The sequence below is a fragment of the Geobacillus sp. TFV-3 genome (assembly GCF_009901865.1).
In the GTDB taxonomy this organism is placed as follows: Bacteria; Bacillota; Bacilli; order Bacillales; family Anoxybacillaceae; genus Geobacillus; species Geobacillus thermoleovorans_A.
The window spans coordinates 2,035,584-2,051,932 of the sequence record NZ_MPSP01000001.1; the positions used below are offsets into that span (position 1 = coordinate 2,035,584).

At 52.7% G+C, this 16,349-nt stretch carries 7 protein-coding genes and 2 pseudogenes; 3 read left to right on the top strand and 6 right to left on the bottom strand.

Features of this window, described 5'->3' with window-relative positions:
• Window positions 1-70: 70 nt before the first annotated feature.
• Window positions 71-1,552: a glutamate synthase subunit beta gene (locus BJQ97_RS10310; protein WP_160156504.1), complete on the bottom strand. Its 1,482-nt coding sequence runs from the start codon at window positions 1,550-1,552 to the stop codon at window positions 71-73.
• Window positions 1,553-1,697: 145 nt separating this feature from the next.
• The gene (gene gltB / locus BJQ97_RS10315; RefSeq protein ID WP_160156505.1) at window positions 1,698-6,257 is read right to left on the bottom strand and encodes a glutamate synthase large subunit; all 4,560 of its coding nucleotides are present in this window, start codon (window positions 6,255-6,257) and stop codon (window positions 1,698-1,700) included.
• A 125-nt stretch (window positions 6,258-6,382) separates the two neighbouring features.
• Here gltB and gltC point away from each other — a divergent pair, with 125 nt between their 5' ends.
• Window positions 6,383-7,291, top strand: a complete 909-nt coding sequence (gene gltC / locus BJQ97_RS10320) for a glutamate biosynthesis transcriptional regulator GltC (protein WP_160156506.1) — start codon at window positions 6,383-6,385, stop codon at window positions 7,289-7,291.
• A 671-nt stretch (window positions 7,292-7,962) separates the two neighbouring features.
• Here the strand turns inward: gltC and BJQ97_RS10325 are convergent.
• The 3 genes and pseudogenes from BJQ97_RS10325 to BJQ97_RS10335 form a co-directional block, all read right to left on the bottom strand.
• Window positions 7,963-9,040: pseudogene (locus BJQ97_RS10325) on the bottom strand (RNA-guided endonuclease TnpB family protein).
• Window positions 9,041-9,299: 259 nt separating this feature from the next.
• A pseudogene (locus BJQ97_RS10330) lies at window positions 9,300-10,651 on the bottom strand (aminotransferase).
• Window positions 10,652-10,855: 204 nt separating this feature from the next.
• Window positions 10,856-12,478: a PucR family transcriptional regulator gene (locus BJQ97_RS10335; protein WP_160156507.1), complete on the bottom strand. Its 1,623-nt coding sequence runs from the start codon at window positions 12,476-12,478 to the stop codon at window positions 10,856-10,858.
• 228 nt (window positions 12,479-12,706) lie between these two features.
• Here BJQ97_RS10335 and gabP point away from each other — a divergent pair, with 228 nt between their 5' ends.
• Entirely contained in the window at window positions 12,707-14,098 is a 1,392-nt protein-coding gene (gene gabP, locus BJQ97_RS10340) for a GABA permease (RefSeq protein WP_160156508.1), read from the top strand.
• Between the two features lie 198 nt (window positions 14,099-14,296).
• A complete protein-coding gene (locus BJQ97_RS10345) occupies window positions 14,297-14,590 on the top strand; it encodes a hypothetical protein (protein ID WP_160156509.1) in 294 nt (97 codons plus the stop codon).
• A 119-nt stretch (window positions 14,591-14,709) separates the two neighbouring features.
• Here BJQ97_RS10345 and BJQ97_RS10350 read toward each other — a convergent pair whose 3' ends face one another.
• Window positions 14,710-16,143, bottom strand: coding sequence for a site-specific DNA-methyltransferase (locus BJQ97_RS10350; protein ID WP_160156510.1), 1,434 nt, complete (start codon window positions 16,141-16,143; stop codon window positions 14,710-14,712).
• Window positions 16,144-16,349 lie beyond the last annotated feature (206 nt).

The following is a 16,349-nucleotide window of genomic DNA, read 5'->3' on the forward strand; positions in this document are numbered from 1 at the left end:
ATATTTCTTTTCCAGCAAAACAAAAAAATCCTCCTTAAAAAAGCGGCGCTTTTTAAGGAGGAAACAACCATTACGGCAATTTCGTCTCTCCCATCAGGAACCGGTCGACTTCACGGGCCGCCCCCCGTCCTTCATGGATGGCCCAGACGATCAAGCTTTGGCCGCGGCGTGCGTCGCCAGCCGCAAACACCCCTTCGACGTTGGTTGTATATTTGCCGTAAGGAGCTTTCACTTTGTTGTTGGTCGTTTCAACGCCAAACTGCTTCAACAACGGCTGCTCTGGCCCTTCAAACCCGATGGCGATAAACACCAAATCGCACGGCCATACTTGTTCCGTCCCCGGAATTTCTTGAAAGATCGCTTTGCCGTTTTCATCGATGATTTTTTCCATTTGAATCGTATGCAGTTCTTTCACGCGGCCGTGCTCGTCGCCAACGATTTTCTTTGTTTGAATGCAATATTGACGCGGGTCGGCGCCGAATTTCGCTTTTGCTTCTTCATACGCGTAGTCAAGCGTAAAGACGAGCGGATATTGCGGCCACGGATTATCGTCCGGGCGCTTGTCCGGCAAAGCCGGGTGTTTGCCGAACTGGACGACGCTTTTACAGCCTTGGCGCAGCGCGGTCGCCACGCAGTCAGCACCCGTGTCGCCGCCGCCGATCACGATGACACGTTTTCCTTTGGCATCGATAAACTGGCCGTCGGCAAAATTCGAATCCAATAAACTTTTCGTCACGCCGGTCAAATAATCCATCGCAAAATGGACCCCCTCAAGCTCCCGGCCTTCGATGGCCAAATCGCGCTGCTTTTGCGCACCGATGCACAAGACGACGGCGTCGTACTGAGCACGCAGTTCGTCAGCCGTAATATCTTTGCCGACTTCAGTGTTCGTCATAAACGTGATGCCTTCCTCTTCGAGCAGACGCACCCGCCGTTTTACAATCTCCTTTTCCAGCTTCATGTTCGGAATGCCGTACATCAATAAGCCGCCGATGCGGTCAGCCCGCTCATACACCGTCACCGAATGGCCGGCTTGATTGAGTTGGTCAGCGCAGGCCAACCCGGCCGGGCCGGAGCCGACGATGGCCACCTTTTTCCCCGTGCGCGTCTTCGGAATACGCGGTTTCACCCATCCCTCGGCAAACCCTTTATCAATAATGGCCCGTTCGATTCCTTTAATCGCAACCGCTGGGTCGGAAATGGCCACCGTGCACGATCCTTCGCACGGCGCCGGACAGACGCGGCCGGTGAATTCTGGGAAGTTGTTAGTCTTTAAAAGCCGGTCAAGCGCTTCTTTCCAGCGGCCTCGGTACACCAAGTCGTTCCATTCTGGGATCAAGTTGTGCACCGGACACCCCGAAGTAAGGCCGTTCAGCTCCAATCCCATATGACAAAACGGCGTGCCACAGTCCATACAGCGGGCGCCTTGGCGGGCCAGCACCTCTTCCGAAAACGGCTGTGTATATTCTTTCCAATCATCAAGACGGGAAAGCGGGTCGCGCTTTTTTTCTTCCTCGCGTGCATATTCCATAAACCCTGTTGCTTTTCCCACGATGGTTCCCCTCCTTCTTTCCGTACACGTCCTCTCTTCTCCCCGATGCGGCCTTCCCGCCTGTTAGGCCAGTCAAAAAGCGAGCCCCGCGCGGCCACGGGGCCAAAGCAGCGCCGCCATGCCACAGCCGTCCGAAAGGAAGACCTTATTTCGCGGCCGCTTGCAACATATGGACACCGACGGCAGCCGCTTTTTTCCGTTTCGCCACCGTTTCAAACGCCACCATGACGGCTTCTTCATGTGAAAACCCAGATTGCTCGAGCGTTTGAATCGTTTCCATCATCAGTTTATAGTTGCGCGGAATAACTTTGACAAACCGGAGGATATACGCATCCCACTCTTCGAGCACTAACGCCGCCCGCGGGCTTCCCGTATAGCGGTAATGGTTTTCGACCATCCGACGCACGTCGCGAATTTCTTCCTCGTCTTCGAGCCGCTCAAACGAGACGAGCTCAAAGTTGGCGGTTTGCTGCCAGCTGTCTTCATCAGCGAGAACGTAAGCGATGCCCCCGGACATGCCAGCGGCGAAGTTTTTGCCAACCGAACCAAGGATGACGACGCGGCCGCCGGTCATATATTCACAGCCATGGTCGCCGACTCCTTCAACGACGGCATGGACGCCGCTGTTGCGCACACAGAACCGCTCGCCGGCGCGGCCGCGAATGTACGCTTCACCACTTGTTGCTCCATAGAAAGCGACGTTGCCGATAATGACATTGTCCGCTGCGGCAAACGGCGCCTCATGCGGCGGACGGACGATCACTTTGCCGCCCGAAAGTCCTTTGCCGACGTAGTCGTTCGCGTCGCCGACGAGCTCGAGCGTCATCCCTTTCGGCACAAATGCCGCAAAACTTTGCCCGGCCGATCCGGTGAAATGGAGGCGGATCGTATCGTCCGGCAGCCCATCTTCACCATAACGTTTCGAGATTTCGCTTCCCGTCATCGCCCCGACCGTGCGGTGGACGTTGCGGATGGCAAGGTGAAGTTCGACCGGCTCCTGCCGCTCCAACGCTGGTTGCACCGCCGGCAAAATATCTGTATAATCAAGCGTTTCTTCCAAACGATGGTTTTGCCCTTTACTGCAAGTGCGCGGTCCATCAACTTGGTACAGAAGACGCGACAGGTCGAGATGTTTCGCTTTCCAATGTGCTTTCGCCCGCTCGCTTACCTTCAACAAATCAACGCGGCCGACCATTTCGTCGATCGTTCGGAAGCCGAGCTCCGCCATAATTTCCCTCACTTCTTGAGCGACAAAGTACATAAAGTTGACGACATGTTCGGGCTTTCCGGTGAACTTTTTGCGCAACTCCGGATTTTGCGTCGCTACGCCGACCGGACACGTATCCAAATGGCAGACGCGCATCATGACGCAACCGAGAACAACAAGCGGCGCAGTCGCAAACCCGAATTCTTCAGCGCCAAACAGCGCCGCCATCACGACATCGCGGCCGGTCATCAGTTTGCCGTCGGTTTCTAGAACGACGCGGTCGCGCAAGCCGTTGAGCATGAGCGTTTGGTGTGTTTCCGCCAACCCAAGCTCCCACGGCAGGCCGGCATGTTTGATGCTCGTTTTCGGCGAAGCGCCCGTGCCGCCGTCATAGCCGCTGATGACAATGACATCGGCGTTCCCTTTCGCCACACCAGCGGCGATCGTGCCAACGCCGGCTTTGGCGACGAGCTTGACGCTGATGCGCGCGTCTTTGTTGGCGTTTTTCAAGTCGTAAATGAGCTGGGCCAAATCTTCGATCGAGTAAATGTCATGGTGCGGCGGCGGGGAAATCAATTCCACTCCCGGCGTCGAGCCGCGCACTTTGCCGACCCACGGGTACACTTTGTTGGCCGGAAGCTGCCCGCCTTCGCCCGGCTTTGCCCCTTGCGCCATTTTGATTTGCAGTTCATCGGCATTGACCAAATAATGGCTTTTTACGCCAAAACGTCCGGACGCCACTTGTTTGATTGCGCTGCGCCGCCAGTCGCCATTTTCATCTTTCACATAGCGGGATGGGTCTTCGCCGCCCTCGCCGCTGTTGCTTTTTCCGCCGATCCGGTTCATCGCGATCGCCAGCGCCTCATGAGCTTCCTGGCTGATCGAACCGAACGACATGGCACCCGTTTTAAAGCGGCGGACGATCGACTCGACTGGTTCGACTTCCTCAATCGGCACCGGCTGTCGACTCGAATCGAAATCGAACAAATTGCGCAAGAACATCAACTGTTCTTCATTGGCCAGTTTCGAATATTGTTTATAGAGGTTGTAATCGTTTTTCCGGCATGCCCACTGCAACAAATGAATCGTCTTCGGGTTGAACGCGTGATGTTCGCCGTTGCGGCGCCATTGCAACTCGCTGCCTGCATCCAGCACATCGTCTTCGTACCGTGCTCCAAAAGCGGCCTCATGACGCATTTTCGCTTCTTTGGCGATTTCCGCAAGCCCGATGCCGCCGATTTGCGACGCCGTGCCGGTAAAGTACTCATCGATGACATCGTTGCCGATGCCGACCGCCTCAAAAATTTGTGCGCCGCGGTAGCTTTGCACCGTCGAAATGCCCATTTTCGACATCACTTTGACGACGCCGTCAACAGCCGCCTTGATATATGTTTTCACCGCTTCACGGTAAGACAAGGGGATCGTGCCGTTTTCTGACGCTTGGCGGATCGTCTCCAGCGCCAAGTACGGGTTGATGGCGTCCGCCCCGTAGCCGATAAGCGCCGCAAAATGATGCACTTCACGCGCTTCACCGCTTTCGACAAGCAGGCTGACGTTCGTGCGCGTCCCTTTGCGGACAAGATGCTGGTGAAGCCCGCTTGTCGCCAACAAAACCGGAATGGCGACATGTGTTTCATCCACGCCGCGGTCGGACAGCACAAGAAGCGACGCCCCGTTTTCGATCGCTTCATCCGCTTGGGCAAACAGCTCATCCAGCGCCTGTTTCAAATCATCGGTAAACAGCGTCGGCAGCACCGCGCACGCAAACTCCGGGTACGGATTGGCTTTTAACGCTGCGAGCTCTTCGTTCGTCAATAGCGGAGTTTCCAAGCGGATGCGCCGCGCCGCTTTGGCGTCCGGATGCAAAATGTTCCCTTCTTTGCCAAGCAGCGTCATCGTCGAGGTGACGACATACTCGCGAATCGCATCAATCGGCGGATTTGTCACTTGGGCGAACAGCTGCTTGAAGTAGTTGAACAAGCTCTGCGGCCGCTCCGACAGCACGGCAAGCGGAGCGTCCATGCCCATGGCGCCGGTCGGATCTTTTCCTTCCGCCGCCATCGGCAAAATCGTTTTTTCCACATCTTCAAACGTGTAGCCGAACGCTTTTTGCAGTTTGACGAGCTGATTCGGCGCTTCGACGTCCTCCGGAATGTCCAGATCGCCAAGCGTGATCATTTGCTCGTGAATCCATTGGCGATATGGCTTTTCATGAGCCATTTCTTCCTTGATTTCCCGGTCGGAGATGATGCGCCCTTGCTCGAGGTCAACCAAAAGCATTTTCCCCGGGCTCAGCCGTTCCTTATATAAAATGTTGTTCGGATCGACATCAATGACGCCGACTTCGGATGAGAAAATAATGTAGTCGTCTTTGGTGACGTAATAGCGGGCCGGACGCAGGCCGTTCCGGTCCAAAATGGCGCCGATTTGCTTGCCGTCCGTGAACGAAATCGCCGTCGGGCCGTCCCACGGCTCCATCAAACAGCTATGATACTCGTAAAATGCCTTTTTCGCGTCGTCCATCTGCTCATCCCAAAACCACGGTTCCGGAATGAGCATCATCGCGACATGGGCCGGCTTCCGGCCAGCAAGAACGAAAAATTCGAACGCATTGTCCAAAATCGACGAGTCGCTGCCGTTCGTATCCAAAATCGGCACGACTTTTTCCAAATCCGCGCCGAACGCTTCCGACACAAATTGCTTCTCGCGCGCCGTCATCCAGTTGACATTGCCGCGCAGCGTGTTGATCTCGCCGTTATGGATCAAATAGCGGTTCGGATGGGCCCGCTCCCAGCTCGGGAACGTGTTTGTGCTGAAGCGCGAATGCACGAGGGCGAACGCCGAGCGGAACCGTTCATCTTGCAAATCCAAATAAAATGCATCGATTTGTTCCGGCGTCAAAAGCCCTTTATAGACGATCGTCCGGCTTGAAAAGCTTGCTACGTAGCACTCGTTGTTTTCCACGCATTTTTCAAACTGTTTGCGGATCACATACAGCTTCCGTTCAAACGCCAGCTCATCAGCCACGTCATCGCTTGCCGCGACAAACACTTGGCGGATGAACGGCTGGCTTTGCCGCGCCAGTTTGCCAAGCTTTTCACGATCGATCGGAACTGTCCGCCATCCGAGCAGCCGTTGTCCTTCCTGCGCAATGATTTCGTTCAATTTCGCTTCATAACGCTCCCGCTTTTCTTCATTTTCCGGCAAAAAGAACATCCCGACCCCGTAGCGCCCTTTTTCCGGCAAGTTCATCCCTCCGCACACCGCTTGAAAATACTCATGCGGAATTTGCGTCATGATGCCCGCGCCATCGCCCGTTTCCGGATCACTCCCTTGTCCGCCGCGGTGTTCAAGCTGGCGAAGCATATGAAGCGCCTTTTCGATAATGTTGTGCGACGGTTTTCCTTTCAAATGCGCATAAAACCCGATCCCGCATGCATCATGTTCAAATTCCGGGCGATACAACCCCTGCACTTCCGGTAATCCGTAGTGTTTCATGCTGCCTTCCCCTCCCGTTCCGAATTGTCTGTAATATTCATTGTAGTTTTCAAAATTAATATAAACAATATATAATTTAGATAAAATCCATCGCATTTTGCGATCAATCAAAAGGAGGGAGAAACATGGAGCTGCGGCAGCTGCAATATTTCGTGGAAGTCGCCCGGCGCGAACACGTCTCCGAAGCCGCCGATGCGCTCCATGTCGCGCAGTCGGCGATCAGCCGGCAAATCGCCAACTTAGAGGCGGAGCTTGGCGTGCAACTCTTTGAACGAGAAGGGCGGAACGTGAAGCTCACCCCCATCGGCCGCCACTTTTTGCCGCACGCCGAAGCGGTGTTAAAGGCGGTCGAGGATGCAAAGCAACAAATCGAAGAATATTTAGACCCGGAGCGCGGGACGATTAAAATCGGGTTTCCGACAAGCCTAGCGAGCCATATGATGCCGATGGTCATCTCCGCCTTTAAAGCGGAACACCCGAACGTTTCTTTTCACCTTCGCCAAGGATCGTACCATTATTTGATTGAAGCGGTGAAAAAGCGGGAGATCGACCTCGCCTTTCTCGGACCGATTCCCGCACGCGAAATCGGCATCAAAGGGGAAATTTTATTTTCTGAACTGTTTGCCGCCCTCCTGCCGAACAGCCATCCGCTCGCCCGCCGCGATCGGATCGTGTTAAACGAACTGCGCCACGACCCGTTTGTCACGTTCCCAAAGGGATACATTTTGCATCAAATCGTCATTGACGCTTGCCACCAAGCTGGATTTTCGCCCAACATTTCATCGGAAGGCGAAGATCTCGATGCCATTAAAGGGCTTGTCTCCGCCGGCATCGGCGTGACCCTCTTGCCGGAGAGCGCCCTGTCGGAAAGCTTGCTTCGCTACGCCGCCAAAGTGCCGATTGAAATGCCGCAAGTGAAGCGAAACGTCGGCATCATCGTCTCCGACCACCACGAATTGGCTCCGTCGGTGAAAGTGTTTTACCGGTTTGTGAAAGACTTTTTCTCCGAGCTGGAGCGGTATCAGCTCAGGTAAGAAGCACCAAAGAAAAAGGAAGGGGAGACGTCTCTTCCCCCTTCCCGCTAAACAAAATGAGAACGTTCTTTGAACGGGATTTTATTTTGCCATTTTGACCATTTGTTTCGCCGCTTTCCTTCCGGACAATCACATTCGTCCCCTGCATTCGTCTCACTTGCCGAGAATGGGAGGCCACAAATCTTTCAACATATCATCCACTACGCGCTGTGGATCATTGATCAATTTCTTCAAGATTCCTCTCCCCCTCGACCAAGAATGATAAAAGGGAATCCCGACCTAATATCTGGAAGGGAAAAACCGCGATTTTCCCCAATCAGGACAGCCGCACGACCGTCCGGCCGCGCAGCTCGCCGCGCAAAATGCGCTCGAGCGCCCAAGGCAGTTCATGAAGCTTGACACTCCACACGGCTAAAGCCGTGGGATTCTTGGGTCGTTCGCGTCCTCATCCATTTCTGGTTTGGACAACGCCCAAGTTTAGGGGTGTGTCATCACCCCGTCCCATCGGGTTAAGATGTACCCCAATGGGCGGCACACCTGTGACCAGTGCGCTAGAGGGATGGTGAAAAACGACCGATTTCGCCGAACCCGTTGCTTTCGGATGACAGAGAAGCGTTGATTTTACAGGACTTCTCAATTTGAGAAGGGAGTCCGTTTTCCGCGACTTTTCACTAAATCACCATCCTTCTAGGTTGGGCGGCGAGTCCCGAAATCGCTTTGGCGATGTTGATCGCGCCATTCAAGTCGGCGTGGACGGTGTATCCGCACTTTTGGCATCGGAAGTGGATGCCGTTCCGGTTCGCTTTCTCCCGATGCCCGCATCGGCATGTTTGGCTGGTGTAGGTCGGATTCACCCACTCGACCCGAATGCCCGCCATTTCCGCTTTATAGGCAATCATCGTTTGCAGTTGATGGAACGCCCATGAATGAAGATTTCGTCCTGCTTCTTTGGCCGAAGCGGCTCGTTTCCGAATCCCCGCCAAATCTTCCATCCGAATCACGCCAACACCGTTGGCGAGCGCAAAACGGACGATTTGACGGCTGATTTTGTGGTTCATATCCTTCATCCAGCGGGACTCTTTACGGCCGATTTTGCGAATCATATGAAGCTTCTTCGCTTGGCCCAACGTTCGCCGCAAAGCCGCGTATCGTCGGCGTATGAAGGCGCATGGATTCCCTTTGAAGAATAACGATTTGGTTCCGACACTCGCAACAGCGATATATCGCAGCCCTAGATCAACGCCCATTACCTTGGTTTTTTCCCGCTGTTAGACGTCAAATGTGACCGGGACAGCCAAGTACCATTTCGTTTTCTTTTTATAGAGTGCAGCGGTTCCTTGTTTGGCAGTCCCGTCTATGATTCGATCAAGCCATGTTTGTTGATCGGGACGCACGACAACGGGTACGCCTATTTTTTTCTCCAATGTTGGAAAAGCAACCGTGTAGAAATCTCCTTTCTTTTCTATTTTTAAGTTTTGGTTGTTAAAGCAACACCATCGTTTTTGAAACGTCTTTGCCTTCTGATTTTTTCTTTTGGGACTTTACTTCTCGAATCGTCTGATTCACGATAGCAGAAGGAAACTTTTGTGGCGAAAAGTCTTTGAATATCTTGCTCGTCGCTTGATTCAGCTCGGGATGATCTAACAGCCAATTCGCAAACGCTGTATTCACTTCTGTCATCCGTTCATACATGTCTTGTTTGGCTTTCGTTGGTTTGTGCAGTTCCAGCCTGAGTGTGATCGTCGGCATGGATTCACCCCGTTTTCTTTTGAGATTTCACATAGCGTTCAGTTGTTTTCGTTCTTCGATATTGTTGTTCCATATTATGAATTGTATCAGTTTAGTGGTTATACTGTAACATCCAAATGGTTGATCTAATCAATTCCTTTCTTCCCTTCTTCATCCGACACAAAAGCCTAACACCAGCCGCTCGCTTCCATTTTCCCTTGACTGCCTGCACGAAGGCAAACAAAACGCCAGCCTGTCGATCCAGCTGGCGTTTGTCCTTCTATTTCATTGCCGCTAACGCCCCAGTCAAGACACGGACCACAAACGAAAGTTCATCATCCGTGATGCAAAGCGGCGGCGATAAGGTGAGCACGTTGTTGTATCCGGCGACCGTCGTTCCGTTTTTGCCGATGATGAGGCCGTTTTCTTTGCATCGATTGATCACTTGATTGACAAGCGCCACATCGAGCGGCTCTTTCGTCGCTTTGTCAGCGACAAGTTCAATGCCGACAAGCAGCCCTTTGCCGCGCACATCGCCGACATACCGGTGATCGGCCAAATTCGTTTTTAGCTCATCAAGCAGCCGCTCCCCTGCTTCGCGCGAGCGGTCAAACAACCGCTCCGCTTCCATGATCTCGATGTTTTTCAGCGCCACCGCACAAGCAGCCGGGTGGCCGCCAAATGTATTGACATGGCGGAAGTAATCGTATTCTTCCGTTCCTTTAAACGCCTCATAAATCTCTTTCCGCACCGCCGTTGCCGCCAGCGGCAAATATGCGCTCGTAATGCCTTTCGCCATCGTGATGATGTCTGGCTTGACGCCGTAGTTTAGAAATCCGAACGCTTTTCCCGTCCGGCCAAAGCCGCAGATGACTTCATCGACAATGAGCAAGGCGCCGTGCTTTTCGCATACTTCTTTGACCGCTTTCATATACCCGTCCGGAGGAATGAGCACTCCGCCCCGGTGATGATCGGCTCCATGATGACCGCGGCGATCGTTTCGCTCAACTCCCACGTCATGACATCGTCAATGGCCTTTACCGCCCGCAGCTGGCGCGGATCGTCGGCTGAATCGGGGTCGCGGTAGACATCCGGCGGCGGCACATGGATGAAACCTGGCGCAAGCGGCTCGTATTTGTATTTCCGTTGCGCCTGCCCGGTCGCTGAGAGCGCCCCCATCGAGTTGCCGTGGTACGCCCGGTAGCGGGAAATGATTTTGTACCGATGATGCTCCCCCCGCTGCTGGTGGTATTGGCGGGCGATTTTAAACGCCGTTTCGTTCGCTTCCGACCCGCTGTTGGAAAAGAAGATGACATACTCATCGCCCAACAGTTCGTTGAGCTTTTCCCCAAGCTGGATTGCCGGCCGATGGCTTTGCGTCAACGGGAAATACGCCAGCGTCTTCAGCTGCTCATACGCCGCTTCGGCGAGTTCCTCGCGCCCGTAGCCGACGTTGACGCACCAGAGCCCGGCCATCGCATCCAAATACTGATTGCCAGCTACATCCGTCACCCAGCAGCCTTTCGCTTCGGCCGCAATCAACGTTGCTTGTGGATTATATGGCTTCATCGAATGCCAAATATATCGGTCATCTTTGTCGAGCCACAGATGGTGGGTTTGTTCAGTTTTCATCTCACCTCTTGCTCCCTTCCATTGAAATCGAGTCATGTTAGAGACATTATCACTCAACTTCTGTCGCTATTCATTAGACAGAGTGTCAAAACGGTGAACACATTTGTTCCACAGTTTGACCACTGCGTTCGCTCCCAACCGCGACCGCAGGATATTTTTAAGCGAAAAGCTTTTTCACGAATCCGGCATCTTGTCCGATCACCCTCAATCGGCCCAACGCTTCGCATTCCGCAGTCCGTATGAAATCCTGCCCGCATCCATTAAGTAGTCGTACGCTTTGATCATCAGCTCAATGGCCAGTCGCTTATCGGCCACCATGAAATCTGGCCCAAGGAAGCTTTCTAATTTCTCTATGCGGTGATACAATGTTTGCCGGACGATAAACAGCCGTTTCGCTGTCTCTTGTTTCGAGCCGTTGCACTGCAAGTACATCTTGAGCGTTTCTAGCAGTTTCCCGTTGTACTTCCTGTCGTACTCGATAATCGGCCCTAAATATTGGCAGACCGTTTCGTGCAGATTGCTATATTTATCTAGAACCGTGATCATCCGGTACAAATGCAAATCATCGTAAAATGGACTGGCCGCTTTATCTTTCAACCGGTTTCGAATTTTCAGCGCCTCCAGCGCGGCTCGATAGCTTTGATTCATGGCAGAAAGAGAGCTGACAAACGTTCCAACGCCCATGGACAAGGAGGAAAGACGCGTCCGTACAAAATCTAACGCCATAATGGATTCAATTCCATCTTCGACCCGCTTTTTCCACGTGGACTCACCCCGCCAATCAAGGGCGATAAACGCCAGCTGCCGGCCTATCTCCACAGAAAATAAGAAAAACCCGCGCTGCTCAAATAGCGAACGGCATAAAAGCTTGAAATATGTCGAATCAAAATTTCCTTTTTGATGAGCCCTTTCCACCTTGCAAACCCACACAACTCCCCGACGGCTGTCAAGGGAGGGATGATGATCCAACAAAAAGGAAGAAATCTCTTGGTCTGAGTATTCTCCTTCAAGCCATCCTTTCAGCCACTCGTTTTCTTCCGTGCGCCGTTTCTCCTCGGCATAAAGGTTCCGCAATAAGTGTTGCGCCAAAGCAGTCGCGGTGCGGTCCAAAATGAGAAGGTCAAACTCATTGACATCGCGGCCGTCAGGGAGAAGGGCCAGCTCCGCATACTCGGCGCCGAACAAAGAAATCGGCTTGACGACCGCATCTACGGGCCAGCCGCCGTTCCTCGAACAGATGTTGGCCTCGCGTTTCTGCCTCGGCCGATACGGAATGTACTCCACATCCCCGTCCTGCATTTTAAAAGCCACTTGATGGCCTAAACAATCATGCAAACACGTTAAAATCTCCCGATGATCATGAACGGTCAACAGCTTTTTGTTCAACTCTTGGGAATACGATTCAAGCTGGGAAATCATTTGATATTGTTGGTTGATCAAATGCGTATGGATGTCATGGGTGATTTCAACGAACGGGACTTCTTCAAGAAAAAGAATGATCGGAAAGTCGTGCTGATCCGCCAGTTTTAGCGCTTCATCAGGGATTGAAGAAGCATATGTTCCTAGTTCGATGCACAACCCGGAGGCATCGCATTCGATCAGCTGCTGAAGCAGTGATAAAAACAGTGAAGCATCTTCCCTCCACCCGATTCCGGTGGACAAAATCAGCTCTTTGCCCCGCAACAAATTGCTGATTTTCGTCACCTCGACGACATGCACCCATTTTACTGTTCTTGACAATCCGTTTTTTCCAGCGGCAACAATGGCGTTTTCAAAATGTTTTCTCCTTAAAACGTCAGCGACCGTAAGAGGAAAGCTGCATTCCATCCTTGCCTCTCCCCCTCTTGCTTTGTCTTTATTATCATAAATATTCGAAACTTTATAACTAAACTCCTTCTATAACCGAGACGCCTATTGACAAATTGTCCAATGGAACTCCATTTTTAGTTGGCGTTTTGTCTAATGTGTAGAGTGAATTTTTCCATATACACTAAAAACAATCATGTAGTCAGATTATTTCATAAATTTAAACTCTTTTCGAGAGGGGGAATAGGGATGAATCATTCCGGTCTGCAAAAAGGATTGAAAGAGCGCCATATGGCTATGATTGCCATCGCTGGGGTCATCGGCGCCGGATTGTTTGTCGGAAGCGGGGCGGTCATTCACTCAACAGGTCCGGGAGCTGTGTTTTCCTATGCTTTAGCGGGCGCCTTAGTCGTTCTCGTAATGCGAATGCTCGGGGAGATGGCGGTGGCCCGCCCGACGAGTGGATCATTTGTCGCCTACGCCCATGAAGCCATCGGCCCATGGGCAGGATTTACGGTCGGATGGCTTTACTGGTTTTTCTGGGTGATTGTCGTTGCCATTGAAGCCAATGCGGGAGCAGCGATCATCCAATATTGGTTTCCTGACGTGCCGTTATGGCTGCTCAGCCTTGTTCTGACCATTTTGATGACACTTACAAATATTTGGTCAGTAAAATCCTACGGGGAGTTTGAATATTGGTTCGCTTTCATCAAAGTGACAAGCATCGTTGCCTTCCTTATTATTGGCTTAGCGTTCATTTTCGGCCTTGCCCCGGGAAGCAATCCGGTCGGCTTGAAAAACTTGACTGGCCACGGTGGATTGATGCCGCATGGGATCGGTTCCATCCTTGTCGGCATTGTCATCGTCATCTTCTCGTTCTTTGGGGCGGAAATCGTGACGATTGCCGCCGGAGAATCGGCCGAGCCGCAAGAAGCAGTATCGAAGGCGATCAAATCGGTCACATGGCGGATTTTAGTGTTTTACATCGGCTCCATCGCCGTTGTCGTTACGTTGCTCCCTTGGAACTCGGCGAGCGTGTTGAAAAGTCCGTTTGTCGCCGTGCTCGAACATGTCGGCGTCCCTGCGGCCGCGCAAATCATGAACTTTATCGTATTGACCGCCGTTTTGTCCTGTCTCAATTCAGGGCTGTACACGACGTCGCGTATGCTTTACTCCTTAGCTGAAAAAGGAGAAGCGCCGCAACAATTTTTGAAGCTGAGCAAAAACGGCGTTCCGATTCGAGCGGTCATCGCCAGCACGTTGTTCGCCTATATCGCCGTCATCATGAACTACGTCTCTCCAGACAAAGTGTTTCTGTTTCTCGTCAACTCTTCAGGGGCCATCGCACTGCTCGTCTATTTAGCCATTGCCGTCTCACAATTGCGCATGCGGCAAAAACTCGAGCGAGAAAACAATGCCGCCTTAAAAATCAAGATGTGGTTGTTTCCGTACTTGACTTATTTTACGATTCTCGTTTTGCTTGTCATCCTAGCCTCAATGTTGTTCATCCGCTCAATGGTTTCGCAGTTGTTGCTGACGTTGCTCATCACTGCCGTAGTCATCGTTTGCTACTTCGTCTTCGCCCGGCGCCGCCTCGATCCAAACTACCAGCCGGCGGCATCCACAACAGCGAAAGATTGATCCCTATCACATGAACGAGCGCCCGTCGACACGGGCGCTCGTTTTGTGTGGAACAGATCTTTTCCGCCCCTATCGTCCAAATCGCGCCGTCATGTAAAAATGACAACTTTTCAAACTTCCGTCAGCGCCTATTATATTAGCTGCCGTTCTGTTGTATACTTATATTGAGAATAATTTCACAAACTAGGAGGACTAAACATGCTCGTCCACGAACTGACGGACATCGAACATCTATTCACTGAACAATTGCAAGAAGGATACTACATCATTCGCGAAACGTACCAAAACGTGCTCGTTGAACCGGAAGACGGCGACACCGTCCGGCAAGTGGACGCCGGAACGGAAGAAGTCGTCACTATCGTATTTGATCCCGGTGACGAATACTCCCTCCTTTGCCTTGACACCTACACTTTCGCCGACGGCATCCCGTCTTTAGCGGAGCTCAAAGAAACGATTGCCGCGGAATACGATGTCTTTGTCAACCACCGTTAGACCGCGCCGTCGTTGTAAAAAGACCTGAAACGATGGACAGCAGGGGCTTGGAACACACGAGCAATACTCACTTCAACCAAGGCGTCTTTCTCAACCTAGTCAAGGAACAGCCCGTTCGCCTAGCGAGCGGGCTGGTTGGTTCTCTCAATCCGAAACACTTTAAAGCCGATATCAAGCTCCGTCTTCCCTGTTTCACGGACGATTTTCTCCCCCGCACGGTAGATGCGCTCGCGGCCAATGTCGCAAATTGTCCGAAACCCTGCCCGATACGCCGCTGACGTTTTCGCAAGCCGCTCGGGGAGCTGCACCATCATAAACGACCGCCGGCCGCCGTCTTCGGCGTTTTGCTGCATCACCGCATGGGCTGTTGTCGCCGAGCCGGAAAAAAAGTCGAGGATGAGATCGTCGTCCCTCGTTGTCAACGCCACCATGCGCTGAATGAGCTTCACCGGCTTCGGGTAATCCATGACCGCCAGCCCATCGAACAGCTCCTTCAACTCTTTTTTCGCCTCTTGCGAATGGGATACTTCGTCATGCGTCCAAATCGTAAGCGGCGTCACGGTCGGCTTCACTTCGCTTAAAAACCGCTTCAAGCGCGGCACCCCGTTGCCGTCTTTGCCAAACCAAATGCGGTTGTCCGCTGCCAGCTCGGCGAAGCGCTCTTTCGTCACCCGCCAGCAATACCCATTGGGCGGTGAAACAACTCGGCCGCCTGGCGTCACGATGTCATAAATCTTTTCCGGAATCGGCGGGCCGACCGACAAATCGCCTGACGTCCATGGCCCCCGCGGATCATTATCCGGATTGGCATACCGCCCGTCCGCTTCCGGATGGCGCGGCAAGCCGTACCAAGCTAAACGGTCGATATTTTTCGCATAACATAGGATGAAGTCATGGTTGCGCGAGGCGAACTTGTTCATATTCACGGGAGAAAACGCCCGCTGCCAAATGAACGTTGCGACAAAGTTCCGCTCACCAAAAATTTCATCGCACATTTTTTTCAAATTCGCCTGCTCCGTATCATCAATGGAAATAAAGATCGCCCCCGTCTCGGCCAACAGCGTTCTCGCCACCCAAAGGCGCGGATACATCATATTGAGCCAGCCGGCATGAGCGTGCGCTTCCTCCTGGATCCCGCTGGAAAGAGCTGCTTTCCCCTTGCGCCAATTGTCTTTATACGTGAACGATTTTCCGGTATTGTACGGCGGGTCGATGTAAATCATTTGAATGGTTCCTGCGTGCGTTGTTCGCAGCAGCTTTAACGCCTCTAAGTTGTCCCCTTCAATATACCAATTGTTCGTCGTCTCCCACCACTTGCTCGCCGCCCCATCTAGGCGCAGCACTCCTCTAGGGGGTGTCTCGGCCAACCGCTTCGCCTCCGTCTTCCCCGGCCATGTGAACTCATACGATTCTTCCCGACCCCCACAGCCGAGTTCCTTCCGCAGCCGATCCCAATCGATGTCCCCGTCCACCACCGCTTCAGGAAAGAGCTTCTTTACCGCTTCAAGCCTTGCATCCGCCACCTGTTTCCTTCTCCCACCGACGTTTGCCATGGCACGCTCCCCTCTCCTCCCGCGCCGCTCGATCCGTAGCGCGGGACTGCTTGTCCTCGAATCTTATTTCCATTATTTCGCCATGGCGCGGCGGTTTCCTTCCTTCTTCCATAAAAACACCCCCGCCTTCTGCAAAAGAAAGCGGGGGAACGAAATCCTCTAAAACGAGGCCTCCCTTATTTCAAGAGCACCTTCATTTTACCATT